The organism is Chromobacterium sp. IIBBL 290-4 (assembly GCF_024207115.1).
Lineage (GTDB): Bacteria > Pseudomonadota > Gammaproteobacteria > Burkholderiales > Chromobacteriaceae > Chromobacterium.
In genome coordinates, this window is sequence record NZ_CP100128.1 from 1,399,206 (window position 1) to 1,419,211 (window position 20,006).

Consider the following 20,006-nt stretch of genomic DNA (forward strand, 5'->3'; position numbering starts at 1 on the left):
TCAGTTCCAGGCCGGATGGCGGAAGCTCATCGCGCCGGCCTCGGCCTCGTCGGCCAGATGGCGGAACACCGAGAACAGCTCGCGGCCCATGCCGTACTCATTGTGCGACAAATCGGCCTGAACCTGTTCGCGCGCGGCCCATTCGGCGGCGTCTACCCGCGCGGACAGCTCGCCGGTTTCGGCGTCGACGCGGATCAGGTCGCCGTCCTTGATCTTGCCGATGGCGCCGCCGGACAACGCTTCCGGCGAAATGTGGATGGCGGCCGGCACCTTGCCGGACGCGCCGGACATGCGGCCGTCGGTCACCAGCGCCACCTTGAAGCCGCGCTCTTGCAGAATGGTCAGCGCCGGGGTCAGCTTGTGCAGTTCCGGCATGCCGTTGGCGCGCGGGCCCTGGAAGCGGATCACCGCCACGAAGTCTTTTTCCAGCTCGCCGCGCTTGAACGCCGCCAGCATGTCGTTCTGGTCGTGGAACACCACCGCCGGCGCTTCCACCACGCGATGCTCCGGCTTCACCGCCGACACTTTGATCACGCCGCGGCCGATATTGCCGGCCATCAGCTTCAGGCCGCCGTCGGCGGAGAAGGGGTTGGACGCCGGACGCAGCACGCTGTCGTCGCCGCTGACCGCCGGGGCATCGCGCCATTTCAGCTCGCCCTTGTCCAGCCACGGTTCCTGGGTGAAATGCGACAGGCCGCGGCCCATCACCGTGCCCACATCCTCATGCAGCAGGCCGGCCGACAGCAGTTCGCGGATCACGAAGCCCATGCCGCCGGCGGCATGGAAGTGGTTCACATCGGCCTTGCCGTTGGGGTAGGCGCGCACCAGCAGCGGGATGATGGCCGACAGCTCGTCGAAATCGTCCCAGTTGACATTGATGCCGGCAGCGCGGGCGATGGCGACGATGTGCATGGTGTGGTTGGTGGAGCCGCCGGTGGCCAGCAGGCCGATGATGGCGTTGACGATGGATTTTTCATCGATCATCTCGCCCACCGGGGTGAACTGCTCGCCCTGGGCGGCGATCTTGGCGGCCTGGCCGGCGGCGGCGCGGGTCAGCGCCTCGCGCAGCGGCGTGTTCGGATTGACGAAGGCGGCGCCCGGCAGGTGCAGGCCCATGATCTCCATCAGCATCTGGTTGGAGTTGGCGGTACCATAAAAGGTACAGGTGCCGGGGCCGTGGTAGGACTGGCACTCCGACTCCAGCAGCGCGTCGCGGCCGACCTTGCCTTCGGCGTACAACTGGCGCACCTTGGCCTTGTCGTCATTGGCGATGCCGGTGGTCATCGGACCCGCCGGCACGAACAGCGCCGGCAGATGGCCGAAAGTCAGCGCGCCTATCATCAGGCCCGGCACGATCTTGTCGCACACGCCCAGGTACAGGGCGGCGTCGAACATCTGGTGGCTCAGCGCCACGGCGGTGCTCATGGCGATGACGTCGCGGCTGAACAGCGACAGTTCCATGCCGGCCTGGCCCTGGGTCACGCCGTCGCACATCGCCGGCACGCCGCCGGCGAACTGGGCGGTGGCGCCGGCCGCCAGCGCGGCCTCTTTCAGCCAGGCGGGAAAGGCTTGCAGCGGCTGGTGGGCCGACAGCATGTCATTGTAGGAAGACACAATCGCCAGATTAGGACGGTGCTCTTCTTTCAAGTGGATCTTCATCGCGTCCGGCATCGCCGCAAAAGCGTGGGCGAGATTGGTGCACGACAGATGGGCCCGCTCCACCCGGCCTTGTTGTGCGGCGGCGCGCACGCGCGCGAGATAAGCGCTGCGGCGCGACTGGCTGCGCGCGACAATGCGGTCGGTAACGGCGGACAGGGTGGGATGCAAAGCCATGATGACGTTCCGTGTTGAATTGGGTTTGATAGTAGTTTTACTACACGCAAAATGCAAGGCGGACTACGCGCCGCCTGCGGCGCTTAAACGCGAATATCCACTATCATCCGCAGATTTTCCAATGTATTCCTCCAAATTTTGAGCCAAGGCAAATGGTGTTGCAAAAGCGGCCACAGCGCGCGCGCGGGCATAGACAGCGCAACATCCGATGGTAATATAACTACATCTAATACACTGCAAAGATGGAAGATCAGGATGGAGACTCGTTCTACCCCTACCCCGGCCTTCGACATGGTGCTGTTCGGCGGCGCCGGCGATCTGGTGATGCGCAAGCTGCTGCCTTCCCTGTATCAGGCGCATGCCGCCGGCCTGCTCAACGAGCAAGGCCGCATTCTGGCGCTGGGCCGCAAGGACCTGAGCCGCGACGACTACCTGGCTTCCGTCGAAAAACAATCCCGCATCCACATCAAGAGCCACTTCGACGACGCCGCCTGGCAAAGCTTCTGCGCGCGCATCGACTATCTGAAAGTGGATGCCTCGCAAGCGGCCGACTTCCCGGCGCTGGCGGAAAAAATCGGCGCCGATAGCGACAAGGTGGTGGTCTGTTATCTGGCCACCGCGCCCCATCTGTTCGCCGGCATCTGCGACAACCTGGCCGCCGTCGGCCTGAACCGCGACAACGTCCGCGTGGTGCTGGAAAAACCGCTGGGCACCGATCTGGAGTCGTCCAACGAGATCAACGACGATGTCGCGCGCTTCTTCAAGGAAGAACAGCTGTACCGGATCGACCACTACCTGGGCAAGGAGTCGGTGCAGAACCTGATGGCCATCCGCTTCGCCAACGCGCTGTTCGAGCCGCTGTGGCGCCGCGAATGGATACACGATGTGCAGATCACCATCTCGGAAGAGCTGGGCGTGGGCAGCCGCGGCGACTTCTACGACGGCACCGGCGCGTTGCGCGACATGGTGCAGAACCACCTGCTGCAGCTGCTCTGTATCGTGGCCATGGAGCCGCCGGCCAACCTGGAAGCCGACGCGGTGCGCGATGAAAAACTGAAAGTGCTGAAAGCGCTGCGCCCCTTCACCGAACAAGAGGTCGCCACCAAGACCGTGCGCGGCCAATACAAGGCCGGCGCCAGCGGCGGCCAGCCGGTGGTGGGCTATCTGGACGAAACCGGCATTCCCGAGCACAGCCAGACCGAAACCTTCGTCGCCATCAAGGCCGAGATCGATAACTGGCGCTGGGCCGGCGTGCCTTTCTTCCTGCGCACCGGCAAGCGCATGCAAGAGCGGCTGGCCGAGATCGTCATCAATTTCCGCGATGTGCCGCACCAGGTGTTTTCCGGCCCGCTGGGCGGAAACCATCACGCCAACCGGCTGGTGATCCGCCTGCAGCCGGAGGAAAGCATCCGCCTGTACTTCCTGGCCAAGGAGCCGGGCGACACCATGCGCCTGCAGCCGACCTACCTGGACCTGGACTTCTACAAGGCCTTCAAGGTGCGCCGCGCCGACGCCTACGAACGCCTGCTGCTGGACGTGATCCGCGGCAAACTGGCGCTGTTCATGCGCCGCGACGAGCTGATCGAAGCCTGGCGCTGGGTGGAGCCCATCATGGACACCTGGGCCGCCAGCACCAACAACCCGCCCAAGCAATACACCGCCGGCAGTTGGGGCCCGGCAGCCTCCAGCGCGCTGCTGTCGCGCGACGGCATCAGCTGGCACGAGGAGTGCTAAAGTAGGGCGGAAGCCCCCACGGGGGCGTTCCGCCTTTTTCATCTTCAGCGCCGCATATGGCGGAACGCCCGCCAACAGCAGCGACAAGACAGGATCGCGGCGGAACGCCCCTCAGGGGCTCCCGCCCTACGAAAATACCGTCAGGGATGGAAAAAGCCCTAAGCCGTTTTCCCTCCCCATCCAAGAAACAACCGAGGTACGCGCATGAACTGGCTGGAATTCTCCGATGCTACGCAACAGACCAACGCCCTGGCCAACAGCGTGGCCTCCCGCCTGTCCGCCGCGATTGAAAGCCGCGGCCAGGCGGTGCTGGCCGTGTCCGGCGGCAAATCGCCCATCCCGTTTTTCCAGCTGATGTCCGAAATGGCGATAGACTGGGCGCGCGTCACCGTCACCCTGGTGGACGAACGCTTCGTGCCGCAGGACCACGCCGACAGCAATGCCAGCCTGGTGCGCCAATACCTGCTGCAGAACCGCGCCGCGCCGGCCCGCTTCCTGCCGCTGGTGGGCGAAGCCGCCGACATCGCCGCCGAAGTGGCCGCCGCCTGCCGCGACTTCGCCGCGCCGGACGTCGCCATCCTGGGCATGGGCGAGGACGGCCACACCGCCTCGCTGTTCCCCGGCGCGCCGGAACTGGCAGCCGGCCTGAACCCTGCCGGCCTGGCGCCGCTGTTGGCCGTCACCCCTCAAACCGCGCCGCACCGCCGCGTGTCGATGAGCTACGCCGCGCTGCTGCAAGCCGGCAGCCTGATCCTGTCCATCCAGGGCGCTAAAAAACGCGAGGTGCTGGACCAGGCCGCCCGCGGCCCGAACGACGCGCTGCCGATCAGCCATTTCCTGGCCCAAAACAAGGTGCCGCTCGATGTCTACTGGTCTGCCTGAAGCCTGGCCGCGCCTGCTCGGCGATATCGGCGGCAGCAACGCCCGCTTCGCGCTGGAGACCGGCCCGGGCGTCATCGAGGACATCCTGACGCTGCCCACCTCGGCCTATCCCGGACTGGCCGAAGCCGCCGCCGACTACTTGGCCCAAGTGGGCGCCCGCCGCGTGGCCCACGCGGCCATCGGCATCGCCAATCCGCTTAACGGCGACCAAGTGAAAATGACCAATTGCCATTGGTCGTTTTCGATTGAGACGACGCGCCGCGCGCTGGGCCTGAGCACGCTGCTGCTGCTCAATGATTTCACCGCGCTGGCCTTGGCCTTGCCCAAGCTTGCGCCGGCACAGCTGCTGCAAGTCGGCGGCGCCGCGCCGCGCGCCGGCTCGCCGTTGGCGCTGATCGGCCCCGGCACCGGCCTGGGCGTCTCCGGCCTGGTTCCGCATGCCGACGGCTGGACGCCATTGTCCGGCGAAGGCGGCCATGTCTCCTTCGCCCCCGCCGACGAGCGCGAAATCCAGATCTGGCGCTACGCGGCCGCCCGCTTCGGCCATGTTTCCAATGAAAGGCTGCTGTCCGGCCCCGGCCTGGCGCTGATTCACCAAGCCCTGAAGGCCCGCGACGGCGAGCCGGATGCGGCGGAAGAGCCCGCCGACATCTGCGCGCGCGGCGCGTCCGGCCGCGACGAACGCTGCCGCGAAACGCTGGAAATCTTCTGCGGCCTGCTCGGCTCCGCCGCCGGAAATCTGGCCTTGACCCTCGGTGCCCGTGGCGGGGTATACATAGGTGGTGGTATTGTGCCGCGTATAAGCGGTTTTTTTGAACAATCCCCATTTCGCCGCCGCTTCGAGGACAAAGGACGATCGTCGGCCTTTCTGTCGGACATTCCGGTTTATTTGATCACTAGCGCCTATCCGGCCCTGCCGGGCGTGGCCGCCCATCTGGCGACCCACCTGGCGGCGCGCGGCGGTGTCGATCCAGTGCCCGCGTCCGCGCCTCCACGCGGCGGCTCAGCAGGAGACATGCATGCTTGATCGCATCCGCGGCCAGCTGGAATTGCTGTCGGCGGCCGAGCGCAAGGTGGCCGAGCTGGTGCTGGAACAACCTTACACGGTGATTCAGGCGGCGGTGGCCGACATCGCCAAGAGCGCCGGCGTCAGCCAGCCCACGGTCATCCGCTTCTGCCGCACCGTCGGCTGCTCCGGCCTGCCCGACTTCAAGCTCAAGCTGGCCGGCAGCCTGGTGACCGGCGTGCCCTATGTGCACTCCAGCGTGCGCCCGGAAGACCCGACCTCCGAGATCGTGGCCAAGGTGTTCGACAACACCGTGTCGGCGCTGCTCAAGTGCCGCAACGACGTCAATCCGCAGGCGATTGAAGCCGCGGTGCAGCTGCTAGCCGACGCCAACCGCATCGAATTCTACGGCCTGGGCAACTCCGGCATCATCGCCGCCGACGCCCAGCACAAGTTCTTCCGTTTCGGCATTCCCACCGTCGCCTATTCCGACACCCACATCCAGATGATGGCGGCGTCGGTGCTGGGCCCGGACGACGTGCTGGTGGCCATCTCCAGCTCCGGCCGCACGCTGGAATTGCTGGAAGCGGTGGACGTGGCCATCGCCTCCGGCGCGCGGGTGATCGCACTGACCACCAGCGGTTCGCCCTTGGCGCGCCGCGCCACCGTATCGCTGATCGCCGACACGCTGGAAGACAACGAAACCTACAGCCCGATGATTTCGCGCATCGTGCATCTGGTGCAGATCGACATCCTGGCGGTCAGCGTGGCGCTGCGCCGCGGCCCCGGTCTGATCCGCCAGCTGGAAAAGACCAAGCACAGTCTGAAAAACCGCAGGCTGGACAATAAACAACCGGAATAGGACGAAACATCATGAGTGAACTGACCGAACTGCCGGCCTGGCAAGCCCTCTGGGACCACTTCGCCGAGGCCAAGCATCTGCACATGCGCGAGCTGTTCGCGGCGGATCCGGAGCGAGCGGAGCGCTACTCGCTGGAAGTGGGCGGCCTGTTCCTCGACTATTCCAAGAACCGCATCACCGACGCCACCTTGCTGGGCCTGATGCAGCTGGCGCGCGAAGCCGGCCTGCCCGCCCGCATCAAGGCGATGTTCAAGGGCGACAAGATCAACCGCACCGAGGAGCGCTCGGTACTGCACGTGGCGCTGCGCAACCGCACCAATTCGCCCATCGTGGTGGACGGCGAAGACGTGATGCCGCAGGTGAACTCGGTGCTGGAGCGGATGGGCCGCTTCGCCCACGCGGTGCGCTCCGGCGACTGGCTGGGCTACACCAACCAGCCCATCACCGACATCGTCAACATCGGCATCGGCGGCTCCGACCTCGGCCCGCTGATGGTCTGTAGCGCGCTGAAGCCCTTCGGCCATCCGCGGCTGAACATGCACTTCGTCTCCAATGTGGACGGCGCGCAGCTGAAGGAAACGCTGAAGAAAGTGCACCCGGAGACCACCCTGTTCGTGGTGGAATCCAAGACCTTCACCACCCAGGAAACCCTCACCAACGCGCTGACCGCGCGCGAGTGGTTCCTCAAGTACGCGCGCGAAGAAGGCGCGGTGGCCAAGCATTTCGTCGCCGTCTCCACCAACCAGAAGGCCGTCGCCGAGTTCGGCATCGACCCGGCCAATATGTTTGAATTCTGGAACTGGGTGGGCGGCCGCTACAGCCTGTGGTCGGCCATCGGCCTGCCCATCATGCTGTATCTGGGCGAGGAGAACTTCACCGAGCTGCTCAACGGCGCCCACATCATGGACCAGCACTTCATGAACGCGCCGTTCGAGCAGAACATGCCGGTGCTGCTGGCCATGATAGGCGTGTGGTACATCAACTACTACGGCGGCGGCAGCCATGTGATCGCGCCTTATGACCAGTACCTGCACCGCCTGCCGGCCTTCATCCAGCAACTGGACATGGAGTCCAACGGCAAGCAGGTGACGCTGTCCGGCCAGCCGGTCAACTACGAAACCGCGCCCATCATCTGGGGCGAAACCGGCATCAACGGCCAGCACGCCTTCTTCCAGCTCTTGCACCAGGGCACCCACATCTCGCCTATCGACCTGATCGCCTCGCTGGAGAACCGCTCCAATCTGCCGGGCCACCATGAAATCCTGCTGGCCAATGTGTTCGCCCAGGCCGAAGCCTTCATGCGCGGCAAAACGGCCGAGGAAGTGCGCGTCGAGCTGGCCGAGCAGGGCCTGCAAGGCGAGGCGCTGGAAGCGCTGGTGCCGCACAAGGTGTTCGGCGGCAACCGCCCGACCAACACCCTGCTGATGAGCCGGCTGGACCCGCGCAACCTGGGTTCGCTGATCGCGCTGTACGAGCACAAGATCTTCGTCCAGGGCGTGATCTGGCATATCAACAGCTTCGACCAGTGGGGCGTGGAATTGGGCAAGCAACTGGCCAAGACCATCCACGCCGAGTTGACCGGCAAGCTTGAACACGCCGAGCACGACTGCTCCACCCGCCGCCTGATCGAACTGTATCGCCAGACCAACGCGCGCTGAGCCTCGTTCGCGGGTAGGGCAAAGCCAACCCGCGCTTCGCGCCGCATGGCCGATGCAGGGCGGAAGCCGCAAAGCGGCGTTCCGCCTACAACTGGGTAAAAAGTCACGACGGAACGTCCTAAAGCTTCGGCGGAACGCCCGATAAAACCGGGCTTCCGCCCTACCGCTGCCCAGCAGCGATAGGCGCCTTATCCACAACCATCCCCTTTTCCGATAGTTACCCACAGCCACCCGGCTAGCCCGCGCATGCGGTAAAATGCCCCATGATGCGGCCATGTCTTCTGCGCCGCGCCCTCATACCCGCGGCCCGCGCCGCCAGACAAGGAAATCCTCATGTCCCGCAATCTGGAACTGTTCGAACGTGGCAAGAAAGTCATCCCCGGCGGCGTCAATTCGCCGGTGCGCGCTTTCGGCCAGGTAGGCGGCACGCCGCGCTTCGTCGCCCGCGCCGAAGGCGCTTACTTTTGGGACGCCGATGGCAAACAGTATCTGGACTATGTCGGCTCCTGGGGCCCGGCCATCGTCGGCCACGCCCACCCGGAAGTGGTGAAGGCGGTGCAGGATGCCGCTGTCGGCGGCCTGTCCTTCGGCGCGCCGACCGAGGGCGAGGTGGTGATCGCCGAGGAAATCTGCAAGCTGCTGCCGTCGGTCGAGCAAGTGCGGCTGGTATCGTCCGGCACCGAGGCGACCATGACCGCGATCCGCCTGGCGCGCGGCTTCACCGGCCGCGACCTGATCGTCAAGTTCGAGGGCTGCTACCACGGCCACTCCGACAGCCTGCTGGTCAAGGCCGGCTCCGGCCTGCTCACTTTCGGCAACCCGTCCTCCGGCGGCGTGCCGGCCGATTTCACCCAGCACACGCTGGTGCTGCAGTACAACGACGTGGAGCAGCTGTCCCGCACCTTCGCCGAGATCGGCGACAAGATCGCCTGCGTGATCCTGGAGCCAATCGCCGGCAATATGAATCTGATCCAACCGTCGCGCGAGTTTGTGCAGGCTTTGCGCCAGTTGACTGAAAAGCACGGTTCGGTGCTGATCTACGACGAGGTGATGACCGGCTTCCGCGTGGCCAAAACGTGTGCCCAGGGCCTGCACGGCATCACCCCGGACCTGACCACGTTGGGCAAGGTGGTGGGCGGCGGCATGCCGCTGGCGGCCTTCGGCGGCCGCGCCGACATCATGGGCAAGATCGCGCCCTTGGGCACTGTCTACCAGGCTGGCACCCTGTCCGGCAACCCGCTGTCCGTCGCCGCCGGCATGGCCACGCTGAAGCTGATCCAGCAACCGGGCTTCTACGAAACGCTGGGCGGCCGCACCGCCCGTCTGGCGCAAGGCTTGGCCGAGGAAGCCAAGAAGGCCGGCGTCACGCTGTCCACCGACAGCGTCGGCGGCATGTTCGGCTTCTATTTCAGCGCCCAGGCGCCCAAGTCCTACGCCGAGGCCACCGGTTGCGACATCGAGCGCTTCAAGCGCTTCTTCCACGCCATGCTGGACGAGGGCATTTACTTCGCGCCGTCGGCTTACGAAGCCGGCTTCGTCTCCATCGCCCACAGCGATGAAATGATTGAGCAGACCATCGCCGCCGCCGGCCGCGCCTTCGCGCGCGTTTGAGTCCGCGCGGCAGCGCAGCGACAAGGAGCTTCGGCTCCTTTTTTGTTGCGCTGGATAAAACAAGGCGACTTGATAGAATGCCCAAGGTATTCAAAAAACTATACGGACCCATGAGGTCTGCGGGACATTGCGGCAGTTGAGAAACAAGGGACTAAACAGAAAAACCGGCCTGCTTCTGGCCGCCGGCATAGGCGCGCTGGCCATCGGGGCCTGGGCGGCCTGGGCGCTGTGGGACAAGAACGGCGTCAAGACCGAACACCTGGACCTGGCCGGGAGGGAGGGACGCGCGCTGGCTGCCGCCGTCATGGACCAGGCCTACGGCAGCCCGCAGCATGACGCGAAGCTGAACTGCTGGCACTACCTGCGCGAAAACGGCGGCGATTACTGCCTGAAGCCGCTGACGCTGGACCGCGTCTCCGCGAATGGCCGGCGCAAGCTGTACCTGCTCGCCAGCGGCAACCGGGAAGGCGCGAGCGACGAGGACTTGAGCGGGCTGATCGGCGCCTTCGTCGTCAATGCCGACACCCTGGCGCCCATCGCCGGCAGCCGCGAGCTGGACTTTTTGAATCGCCGGGCAGCAGGCCCGGATCAAGCCCAGTTGCTGCAATTGTCCAGCGACGGCTATATGGGCTGGTTCGCCATCGGCCGCTCGGCCGGCGGCGACGCGCCCGAAGAATTTCCCTATATGTACGCGCCCAAGGGCGACAAGATAGTGGAAATCGGCGGCGATATCTTCGGCCCGGACAGCGAAACCGCCGCGGGGCTGAAGTTCGCCTACCAGCTCGACTCCGGCAAAAGCAAAGCCGCCGCCTATCCGCTGTCGCTGACCGTACGGGACGGCAAGGACAAAGAACTGGCCGGCTTCGACTTCCGCTTCGACCGCAACCGCTGGGAATATGTCTGCGCCGATATCGACTGCCGAGCGCGCGCCGGCTTGCCGATGCGGGCCGACAGCGCCAGCCGCGCGCCAAGGCCGGAAACGGCGACCGACGCCAATGAGGCGCTGTTCGGCCAGGGGCGCAAGCTGTCCGAGACCGATCTGCGCGACGTGCTGGGCCAATTGGGCGTGAGCTATGTGGCGCAAAACGGCGCAGCCGGCTTCGTGGACCAGCGCGGCTGCGACCAGCCTTACCCGCTGGATGCCCATTTCGAACGCGACGGCGGCCAGGAACAGTTGTGGGTGCGCGGCGGCGACAGCTGCACCTCCGGCGATGCCGGCAGCTCGGTCTGGGTCTTCGTCCGCGATGCCAATGGCCGGCTGCGCGCCAATCTGGGCATTCCCGCCGCCGAAGTGCGCCGCACCCGGGACATGTCGGTCGGCGTGCGCGACCTGCGCGTCGGCTCGGCGAATTTCTGCGACCGCATCTGGCGCTGGAACGGCAAGGCTTTCGTCCACCTGCTGACCCTTCCCAGCCAAACAGGCGGCTGCGACAGCGAGAGCGCGTAGTCAAAAAACGGCGGCGCGGCAGGAGACGGCGAACCGGCTCGGCCGCGTCGCTCCCAAAGCCGGCAGGCTTGCGAAACGCATATGCGACTTGCCAAGCAACTGGCCCGGCATTTTGCCGGCAGGTATCATCGCAAGCATGCCTTGATGACGGAGACCCCATGCTGAGCCTGCCTACCCTCACTCTGGCCGCCTTCGCGCTGCTGGCGCTGGGCCTGGTCGCTTCCAGCCTGCGCCAGGAAGCGCCGGGCTGGATCGCTCTGATCACCAGCGCCATGCTGGCGCTCGCCTCCGGCCTGCTGCAGCCGGTGGGCGCGCTGGCGCTGCTTGCCGTCGCCAGCCTCACCGCCGCGCTGCGCCGTTATCCCAGGCCGGAACTGTATCTGGTGTGGATCGCCGCGCTGCTGGCGCTGGCGCTGCATGCCTTGCCGGGCTTCGACAATCCCTTGCTGTGGCAGGGCAAGGCCAGCCTGGACAGCGCGCCCTATCGCTTGTTCTGGAGCTACGACAAAGGCTTGGCCGGGCTGATGCTGTTGCTGCATCTATGCCGCTCGCCGCAGCCGGAACGCCGATTGGGCTGGCCGGCGGCGGCCGTCGGCGCCTTGTCCCTGCTGCTGGTGCTGGGCGTGGCCGCGCTGACCGGCATCATCGGCTTCGCGCCCAAATTGACGGCCTGGCTGCCCGCCTGGCTGCTGGCCAATGTGTTCCTGGTGTCGCTGGTGGAGGAGGCCTTCTTCCGCGCCGGCGCGCAACGCTGGCTGGAGCTGCGCACCGAACCCTTCGCCGCGTTGATGGCGGCCTCCTTGCTGTTCGGCCTGGCGCATCTGGCCGGCGGCTGGGCCTGGGTGGGCTTGGCCACGCTAGCCGGCATAGGCTACGGCCTGATCTACGCCGCCCGCCGCCAATTGTGGCTGGCGGTGCTGGCGCATGCCGGTTTCAATCTGCTGCATCTATTGTTTTTCACCTATCCGAAACTGGCGTGAAAGCTTCGATTTCAGACAGCTATATTCGCTAACTGTCTTGATCTGAAAATAAAAAACCATAACGGGTAAGCCGCGGCATCGGTTAAAATCGCCGTCTTCGTTCACCATCCGCGAGCAGCATCGCCATGATTGAAGTCGGCATCGTGATGGGTAGCAACAGCGACTGGGAAGTGATGCAGCACGCCGCGAGCATGCTGAAGCGCTTCGGCATCGCCTGCGAAACCCGCGTCGTCTCCGCCCACCGCACCCCGGACCTGTTGTTCCAGTATGCCGAAGAAGCCGCGCCGCGCGGCCTCGCGGCCATCATCGCCGGCGCCGGCGGCGCCGCCCACCTGCCGGGCATGCTGGCCGCCAAGACCCACGTGCCGGTGCTGGGCGTGCCGGTGCCGTCCAAATATCTGCGCGGCGAGGATTCGCTGCTGTCCATCGTGCAGATGCCCAAGGGCATTCCGGTGGCCACCTTCGCCATCGGCGAAGCCGGCGCCGCCAACGCCGCGCTGTTCGCGGTGGCCATGCTGGCCACGACGCGTCCGGAGCTGGCCGAGAAGCTGGTGGCCTTCCGCCGGGAACAAGAACAAACCGTGTTGGCGATGACGCTGCCGGAGGTCGAATAATGGCCGCCATCCTGCCGCCGGCCATGCTGGGCATACTCGGAGGCGGCCAGCTGGGCCGCATGTTCGCCGTGGCCGCCAAGACCATGGGCTACCGCGTCACCGTGCTGGACCCGGACGAAAACGCGCCGGCGGCAGCCTTTGCCGACCGCCACATCCGCGCGCCGTACAACGACCCGGCCGCGCTGCGCGAACTGGCGCAAAGCTGCGCCGCCGTCACCACCGAGTTTGAAAACGTCAACGCCGACGCCATGCGCGAGCTGGCCAAGACCACGCGCGTGTCGCCGTCCGGCGACTGCGTGGCCATCGCCCAGGACCGCATCGCCGAGAAAAGCTGGATCAACAAGGCCGGCCTGCCAACCGCGCCCTATCTGGCCATAGAAAGCGTGGAAGACATCCAGGTCGAGCTCACGCCCTATCTGCCCGGCATTCTGAAAACCGCCCGCCTGGGTTACGACGGCAAGGGCCAGGTGCGGGTAAAAACCGCCGCCGAAGCGCGCGCCGCCTACGCCAATCTGGGCGGCCAGGCCTGCGTGCTGGAAAAGATGCTGGACCTGAAGCTGGAAGTGTCGGCCATCGTCACTCGCGTGAGCGCGGCGCAAAGCGCAGTGTTCCCGGTGGCGGAAAACATCCACCAGGACGGCATACTCGACGAATCCATCGTGCCGGCGCGCATAGCCCCGGCGCTGGCGGCGCAGGCGCAGGACATGGCCCGGAAGCTGGCCGACGCGCTGGATTACGTCGGCGTGCTGGCGGTGGAGTTCTTCGTGCTGGCCGATGACAGCCTGGTGGTCAACGAAATCGCCCCGCGGCCGCACAACTCCGGCCACTACTCGCTCACCGCCTGCCTCACCGATCAGTTCCAGCAGCAAGTGCGCGCCATGTGCGGCTTGTTGCCGGGCCGCACCGACCTGCTCAGCCCGGTGGTGATGGTCAACTTGCTGGGCGATGTGTGGAAAGAGGGCGGCGGCGAGCCGAACTGGGACGTGCTGATGGAAGCGCCCAACGCCCAGCTGCATCTGTACGGCAAAAAAGCCGCACGGCCGGGCCGCAAGATGGGCCACTTCAATGTGATGGCCGCCAGCGCCGATGAAGCGCTGGAGCAGGCCAGGGCGTTGAAGGACACCTTGTAAGCCCCAAATGTCCCATGTATAAGCAAGCGATCCCGCCCCTGTCAGTAAGCCTGTTCACCCATCCCGAACTGAGCCGAACCCTGGGGCTTTTTACTTTGTTGCCGCGCGATGCCACGGCCCGGAAAGCCCGCGCATGAACGTTGAAGTCGTCTCCTTGCGCGCGGCGCTAAGCACTGTCGCAGACCCATCGCGCGCGCCGGCGATGCGCGCCTATATGCGCGAGCAGTTCGATTTTCTCGGCGTCGCCGCGCCCGCCCGGCGCAAGGCCGCCGTCGCCTGGATCAAATCCCACGACACCGCCGGTCCTGATGTGTGGCTGACCTTGGCCGAGAGGCTGTGGCGAGAGCCTGAGCGCGAATTCCAGTACGTGGCGGTGGACCTGCTGGATCGCCATGCCGCCAAGCTGCCGGCCGCCGCGTTGCCAAGACTGCTGGCGCTGGTCGCCGAAAAATCGTGGTGGGACACCGTGGACGGCCTGGCGGCCTGGGTCGTCGGCAAGCTGGTTCACGCCCATCGCGAACTGCAGGCCGACATGGACCGACTTTGCGGCGACGATAACTTCTGGCTGCGCCGCGTCTCCATCCTGCACCAGTTATATTGGAAGCGCGAAACCGACGCCGAGCGACTGTTCCGCTACTGCGCGGCCAACGCCGACGACACCGAATTCTTCATCCGCAAAGCGATAGGTTGGGCCTTGCGCGAATATGGCTATACCGACGCCGATGCCGTACGCGGCTTCGTCGCCTCCACAGCGCTGTCGCCGTTGTCGCGGCGCGAAGCGCTGAAACGAATCCAACAGAAACCCCTGCCCGCGAAGGAAGCATGATGACCGGACTGAACACCACCAACCTGACCAGCCTGAAAAAGATCTACTCCGGCAAGGTGCGCGATCTGTACGAGATCGACGACAAGCGCATGCTGATGATCGCCACCGACCGGCTGTCCGCCTTCGACGTGATCCTGGACGACCCGATCCCGGCCAAGGGCCAGATCCTGACCGCCATCTCCAATTTCTGGTTTGAAAAACTGAAGGACGTGGTGCCCAACCACCTGACCGGCGACCAACCGGAAGACGTGGTGGCGGCGGCCGACCTGCCGCAGGTGCAAGGCCGCGCCGTGGTGGCCAAGCGCCTGAAGGCGGTGCCGATCGAGGCGGTGGTGCGCGGCTATCTGGCCGGCTCCGGCTGGAAAGAATACCGGCAATCCGGTTCCATCTGCGGCGTCGCCCTGCCGGCCGGCCTGCGCGAAGCCGACAAGCTGCCGGAACCGATCTTCACCCCATCCACCAAGGCGGCGGTGGGCGACCACGACGAGAACATCAGCTTCGCCCGGTGCGAGGCCATCGTCGGCGCGGAACTTGCAGCCAAGGTGCGCGACACCGCCATCCTGCTGTATAAAACCGCCGCCGAATACGCGGCCACGCGCGGCATCATCATCTGCGATACCAAGTTCGAGTTCGGCCTGGACGAAAACGGCACGCTGACGCTGATGGACGAAGCGCTGACGCCGGACTCCAGCCGCTTCTGGCCGGCCGACAGTTACCAGCCAGGCAGCAACCCGCCGTCCTTCGACAAGCAGTTCGTCCGCGACTGGCTGGAAGCTTCCGGCTGGAACAAGCAGGCGCCGGCCCCGGCCGTGCCGCTGGAGGTGCGCGAGAAAACCGCCGCCAAATACCGCGAGGCGCTGGAACGGCTGGCGGACTGAGCCTCATCAGTATCTTTCCCACTCCGCCGCCGGCTTCCGCTGGCGGCATAGGGCCGACATCAGGCTCCTCCGCATCATGTCAATATACCAAGCATGACAATCGCAGCAATTGCCATTTTGATTATGGCTTTATAATTACATCCAATTTACAAAAAACAACAGTTTATTCCATTGGGATTCTGATAGCATTTAAGCTCAATCAAAAAAGGAAATAATAATGAATGAACTTAATTCAATGGAATTAGAGCAAATCTCTGCTGCAGGACGTGCGCCTGTAGAAGCTATCAAGCGTCTTGGCGCAGAAATTGGCATCGGCGTTGTATCTGGTATGGTTTGGGACGGTATCAAAGCGGCTGCGGGAGCAGCAGAGGGATGGCTAAATAACCAGAATGGCAACTATGACTCCAGCAGTTGCGCTAATGGCGGTTACTGTGGCGGCGCAAGGTAATTAGGCGCGCAAGCCATTCGGCAGCAGCGGCTTCCGAATGGCCTACTTTCGTGTATCCGAACAACAAAATTATGCCTTCTCAAATCCTGGCTTATTTACGTAAAGCCCATGATCGTCTTGCGCGTTGGCCAAGAGCAAACTTCTGCATCGCCTTAGCTGTTGGTAATTTTGTCTTGGTGGTGCTTTTTGCCATACCGATAGCCATATATGTCGGCTCAACCTATCCCAACCGCGTCGTTCCATTTCACACAGTATGGGATAGCGAGTGGTGGATGTATTTTCTTGACTCGGTAATTATGGCGCCGCTGATAGAAACACTGCTGATTCAAGTCTTGTTTATCGAACTAGCTCTCCGCTGGCGGCTGAGTCTACGCTATCAATACGCACTGTCAGTCGTCCCATTTTTTTTACCACATGCCCTACGCGCTTTTCCCTACGGTGTGATTTCTGGCATCTGTATGGGTTTTTCTCTTGCCTACTGTTATCTGCGCTGGCGCAAGCACTCTCGCCGCTCCGCATTCTGGAGCACGGTAACCACCCATGCGCTATACAACGCCTTGGTGATGGCATCATTGACCGCCTCCATCACCATCGGCTAGAAATGTCATCGACATTTTGATAGCATTTTGCCCTTTGTCATAAAAACTGCGCCATGCCATTCGATCTTCCCATCCTGGACACTCCGCGCTTGCGTCTGCTGCCGGCCGCGCCGGCGCTGGCCGCCGCCATGCTGAGCCATAGGCAACGCAATCAAGAGCACTTTGCGCCGTGGGATCCCAAGCCGGGCCCGGACTTTTTCACCGAAGGCTATTGGGAAACGCAGCTGGCGCAGCGCGCGCAAGCGTGGCGCGAGGGCCGCGAAGCGCGCTATGTGCTGACCTTGCGCGGAGCGCCGGAACGGATCATCGGCACAGCCAGCCTCAGCAATATCGTCCGCGGCGTGTTCCAGGCCTGCCATCTGGGCTACGGCATAGATCAAGACTGCGAAGGCCAGGGGCTGATGCGCGAGGCGCTGCAAGCGCTGATCCGCTTTGCCTTCGACGAGCTGAAGCTGCATAGGATCCAGGCCAATTACCAGCCGCAGAACGTCCGCAGCGGCGCGCTGCTGCGCAGGCTGGGTTTCATTGAAGAAGGGCTGGCCAAAGATTATTTGTTCATCAACGGCGGCTGGCGCGACCACACGCTGACCTCGCTGCGCCACCCCAGTTTCGACGCCGCCTCGCTGTTGATCTGATCCCAGGCTTGAGCGCCGCTTCGCCTTAAGACTACTATCTAGGCTGTCGTCATCAAGATCCGCTGCGATGAGCCTGCTCCAGCCCACTCTCGACACTCCGCGCCTGCGCCTGTTGCCGGCCCAGCCAGACTTGGCCGCGGCCGTATTGGATTACCAACGGCGCAACCACGCCCATCTGGCGCCCTGGAACCCAAGTCCGGGGCCCTTGTTTTACACCGAGGCTTATTGGGCGATGCAGATGCGCCAGGCGGCGCGCTCCTGGTCCGAAGGCCGCAGCGCGCGCTTCCTGCTGACGCCGCCGACCGAGCCTGGGCGGGTGATCGGCACCGTGAGCTTCAGCAATATCGCGCGCGGCGCTTTCCAGGCCTGTCACCTCGGCTATGGCATAGACCGGGCTTGCGAGGGCCGGGGCTTGATGCGCGAAGCGCTGGAAGCCGCGATACGCTTCGCCTTCGATGACTTGCAGCTGCACCGCATCCAGGCCAACTACCAGCCGCACAATGTCCGCAGCGCTGCCTTGCTACAACGGCTGGGCTTCGTGATCGAAGGCCAGGCCAAGGATTATCTGTTTCTCGACGGCGCCTGGCGCGACCATGTGCTGACCTCGCTGCACAACCCGGATTTTGACAGCCGCGTCTTGCTCGGCTAAGAGGACCCCGCATGCAACGCACCACCCTGACCGCCGACGACGGCCAAGCCATCCCGCTATGCCAGTGGCTGCCTGAGACGCCGCCGCGCGCGGTGGCGCTGATCTCGCACGGCATGAGCGAGTACGCCGCCCGCTACCACCGCTTTGCCCAGGCGCTGGCCGCGGCCGGCTACGCCGTGTACGCGCACGACCACCGCGGCCATGGAGATTCGCCCGCGCCGCGCGGCTTTTTCGCCGCCAAGGATGGCTGGAACAAAGTAGTGGATGATGTAGAAACGGTGCGCCGCCACGCCGCCGCCGAGCATCCCGGCCTGCCCATCGCGCTGTTGGGCCACAGCATGGGCAGCTTCATCGCCCGCGCTTATTTCCTGCGCTACGGCGGCCAGCTGGCCGGTCTGGCCCTGTCATCGACGGGCTATCGCCAACGCCCGCTGGCGCGGCTGCTGGGCGCGCTGGCGCGTTTTCTGGGCCGGCTCCAGGGTTGGGACAAACCCAGCCGGCTGATGGCGGCCCTGGTGTTCGGCAGCTTCAATCTGGGCTTCCCGCCCTGGCGCACCGGCATGGACTGGCTGAGCCGCGACGCGGCCGAGGTGGACGCTTATATCGCCGACCCGGACTGCGGCTTCGACCCGACGCCGGGACTGTGGGTGGATCTGTTCCGCGGCATCATCGCCATGGAAGACGATGAGGCGGATGGCGGCGGCGTCAATCGCCAATGCAAGATGCTGCTGTTCGCCGGCAGCCGCGACCCGGTCAGCCTGGGCAAACTGGCGCTGGGCCAGTTGGAAATCCGCTACCGCGACGCCGGCGTGTTGGATCTGCGCAGCCTGGTCTATCCCGGCGGACGGCATGAGATGTTGAACGAGACCAACCGCGCGCAAGTGGAAAGCGATATCCTCGCCTGGCTGGCGCGCGTCGCGCCCGCCGCCTGAATTCCCACCTGGAGCCGCCATGATAGAAGTCCACCACCTGAACCAATCGCGCTCGCGCCGCATCACCTGGCTGCTGGAGGAGCTGGGCCAGGAATATGCCGTAGTGCGCTATGAGCGCAACCCGCAAACCCGGCTGGCGCCGCCGGAGCTGCAGGCCATCCATCCGCTGGGCAAGGCCCCGGTGCTGCGCGACGGCGAGCAGGTGCTGATCGAATCCGGCGCCATCATCGACTACCTGATCCGCGCCTACGGCAATGGCCGCTTCGCGCCGGACACCGCCTCGCCCGACTACAACCGCTACGTGCAGCTGATGCACTACGCCGAAGGCTCGGCCATGCTGCCCATCCTGCTGCGGCTTTACGTCGGCACCTTGGGCGAAGCCGGCGCGCCGCTGCACCCGCGCATCCACAGCGAGCTGGACAACCATCTGGGCTATCTGGAGCGCGAGCTGGAAGGCCGCGACTACTTTGTCGGCAACGAGCTCAGCGGCGCCGACGTGCAGCTGTCCTTCGTCGCCCAGATCGCGGCCCAGGGCGACGGCCGCCAGCGTTATCCCAATCTGGCGCGCTTCGTCGACCGCATCGAAGCCCGCCCGGCCTACCGCCGCGCCGCCGAGAAGCACGGCGAATAAACCAGCCCGCCGTCAGGCGGGCTGAGTGCTGCAACTCTGCCAAGCAGGGCTAAGCCCGCATCCGGATTGATCAGGCCGGAATCGCTTCCGTCTTGCCGTCCAGCGCCATCAGATAGGTGTCCACCGCCAGCTGCGGATGCTTGGCCTGGATGGCCAGCCTTAGCGCCGTCAGCGCCTTGGCGTGGATGGCCGTCTCCTTGGCCGGATCCTTGGCGAAGTCCTCGCCGAACACCACCTTGTAAGCGCCGCAATCGCGGTGATCCAGCAACACCACCTTCTTGATGTGGTGCAAATCTATCGCCACGCCCAGGTGCTGCCAGAAAGTGGTGTTCCAGGCCGGGAACTTGTCGGTGATGGAAATCAGCGAAGCGCCGGCCAGCACGATGTGGTCGTAATTGTCGCGCAGGCCCAGGCCATCCATGAAGGCGGCCGTTTCATCGACCAGCCGGTAATCCATGCAGGACAGCAGCAATACGTCGGTGCCGCCGGCGGCCCAGGCCGTGCGCGGCACGAAGCTGCCCAGCAGCGCGACGCCGCCGCCCAGCGCGGCCAGTTTCAGGAAGCCGCGGCGGGCCAGCGGGCGCTGTTGCAGCGGGGTCAGGCAATCGGTGTGAGCGTGGTGCGTTTCTTGGCACATCTGTTGTTCTCCTT

At 64.7% G+C, this 20,006-nt stretch carries 20 protein-coding genes; 18 read left to right on the forward strand and 2 right to left on the reverse strand.

Annotated elements, in window-relative coordinates; translation table 11 throughout:
* Complete coding sequence (edd, locus tag NKT35_RS06530) at positions 1-1,833, reverse strand: phosphogluconate dehydratase (protein WP_254299992.1); 1,833 nt, start codon at positions 1,831-1,833, stop codon at positions 1-3.
* A gap of 255 nt (positions 1,834-2,088) precedes the next feature.
* Here edd and zwf point away from each other — a divergent pair, with 255 nt between their 5' ends.
* From zwf to NKT35_RS06620, 18 genes are all read left to right on the forward strand, one after another.
* Positions 2,089-3,567, forward strand: a complete 1,479-nt coding sequence (gene zwf / locus NKT35_RS06535; protein ID WP_254299993.1) for a glucose-6-phosphate dehydrogenase — start codon at positions 2,089-2,091, stop codon at positions 3,565-3,567.
* Between the two features lie 204 nt (positions 3,568-3,771).
* A complete protein-coding gene (gene pgl, locus NKT35_RS06540; protein ID WP_254299995.1) occupies positions 3,772-4,449 on the forward strand; it encodes a 6-phosphogluconolactonase in 678 nt (225 codons plus the stop codon).
* Complete coding sequence (locus NKT35_RS06545) at positions 4,430-5,476, forward strand: glucokinase (protein ID WP_254299997.1); 1,047 nt, start codon at positions 4,430-4,432, stop codon at positions 5,474-5,476. The genes pgl and NKT35_RS06545 overlap by 20 nt, the downstream gene beginning before the upstream one ends.
* Entirely contained in the window at positions 5,469-6,317 is an 849-nt protein-coding gene (hexR, locus tag NKT35_RS06550) for a transcriptional regulator HexR (RefSeq protein ID WP_254299999.1), read from the forward strand. Before NKT35_RS06545 ends, hexR begins: the two co-directional genes overlap by 8 nt.
* 11 nt (positions 6,318-6,328) lie before the next feature.
* A complete protein-coding gene (gene pgi, locus NKT35_RS06555) occupies positions 6,329-7,975 on the forward strand; it encodes a glucose-6-phosphate isomerase (protein WP_254300001.1) in 1,647 nt (548 codons plus the stop codon).
* Between the two features lie 333 nt (positions 7,976-8,308).
* Positions 8,309-9,586: a glutamate-1-semialdehyde 2,1-aminomutase gene (gene hemL, locus NKT35_RS06560; RefSeq protein ID WP_254300003.1), complete on the forward strand. Its 1,278-nt coding sequence runs from the start codon at positions 8,309-8,311 to the stop codon at positions 9,584-9,586.
* Positions 9,587-9,722: 136 nt separating this feature from the next.
* Positions 9,723-11,033 (forward strand): hypothetical protein, encoded by a 1,311-nt coding sequence (locus NKT35_RS06565; RefSeq protein ID WP_254300005.1) that lies wholly within the window; start codon positions 9,723-9,725, stop codon positions 11,031-11,033.
* A gap of 158 nt (positions 11,034-11,191) precedes the next feature.
* Positions 11,192-12,013: a CPBP family intramembrane glutamic endopeptidase gene (locus NKT35_RS06570; RefSeq protein WP_254300007.1), complete on the forward strand. Its 822-nt coding sequence runs from the start codon at positions 11,192-11,194 to the stop codon at positions 12,011-12,013.
* Between the two features lie 125 nt (positions 12,014-12,138).
* Positions 12,139-12,627, forward strand: a complete 489-nt coding sequence (gene purE / locus NKT35_RS06575) for a 5-(carboxyamino)imidazole ribonucleotide mutase (RefSeq protein WP_254300009.1) — start codon at positions 12,139-12,141, stop codon at positions 12,625-12,627.
* Complete coding sequence (locus NKT35_RS06580) at positions 12,627-13,757, forward strand: 5-(carboxyamino)imidazole ribonucleotide synthase (RefSeq protein WP_254300011.1); 1,131 nt, start codon at positions 12,627-12,629, stop codon at positions 13,755-13,757. Before purE ends, NKT35_RS06580 begins: the two co-directional genes overlap by 1 nt.
* Before the next feature lie 133 nt (positions 13,758-13,890).
* Positions 13,891-14,583 carry a DNA alkylation repair protein gene (locus NKT35_RS06585; RefSeq protein WP_254300013.1) on the forward strand — a complete coding sequence of 231 codons (693 nt, stop codon included), beginning with the start codon at positions 13,891-13,893 and terminating at the stop codon, positions 14,581-14,583.
* Positions 14,583-15,461, forward strand: coding sequence for a phosphoribosylaminoimidazolesuccinocarboxamide synthase (locus NKT35_RS06590; RefSeq protein WP_254301356.1), 879 nt, complete (start codon positions 14,583-14,585; stop codon positions 15,459-15,461). The genes NKT35_RS06585 and NKT35_RS06590 overlap by 1 nt, the downstream gene beginning before the upstream one ends.
* 217 nt (positions 15,462-15,678) lie before the next feature.
* Complete coding sequence (locus NKT35_RS06595; RefSeq protein ID WP_254300016.1) at positions 15,679-15,909, forward strand: hypothetical protein; 231 nt, start codon at positions 15,679-15,681, stop codon at positions 15,907-15,909.
* A gap of 50 nt (positions 15,910-15,959) precedes the next feature.
* Complete coding sequence (locus NKT35_RS06600) at positions 15,960-16,508, forward strand: CPBP family glutamic-type intramembrane protease (RefSeq protein WP_254300018.1); 549 nt, start codon at positions 15,960-15,962, stop codon at positions 16,506-16,508.
* Positions 16,509-16,561: 53 nt separating this feature from the next.
* Positions 16,562-17,143 carry a GNAT family N-acetyltransferase gene (locus NKT35_RS06605; protein ID WP_254300020.1) on the forward strand — a complete coding sequence of 194 codons (582 nt, stop codon included), beginning with the start codon at positions 16,562-16,564 and terminating at the stop codon, positions 17,141-17,143.
* 67 nt (positions 17,144-17,210) lie between these two features.
* Entirely contained in the window at positions 17,211-17,792 is a 582-nt protein-coding gene (locus NKT35_RS06610) for a GNAT family N-acetyltransferase (RefSeq protein WP_254300021.1), read from the forward strand.
* Positions 17,793-17,803: 11 nt separating this feature from the next.
* Complete coding sequence (locus NKT35_RS06615; RefSeq protein ID WP_254300024.1) at positions 17,804-18,724, forward strand: alpha/beta fold hydrolase; 921 nt, start codon at positions 17,804-17,806, stop codon at positions 18,722-18,724.
* Positions 18,725-18,743: 19 nt separating this feature from the next.
* Complete coding sequence (locus tag NKT35_RS06620; protein ID WP_254300027.1) at positions 18,744-19,355, forward strand: glutathione S-transferase family protein; 612 nt, start codon at positions 18,744-18,746, stop codon at positions 19,353-19,355.
* Positions 19,356-19,425: 70 nt separating this feature from the next.
* Here NKT35_RS06620 and NKT35_RS06625 read toward each other — a convergent pair whose 3' ends face one another.
* Positions 19,426-19,992: a carbonic anhydrase gene (locus NKT35_RS06625; RefSeq protein ID WP_254300029.1), complete on the reverse strand. Its 567-nt coding sequence runs from the start codon at positions 19,990-19,992 to the stop codon at positions 19,426-19,428.
* Positions 19,993-20,006: the final 14 nt, after the last annotated feature.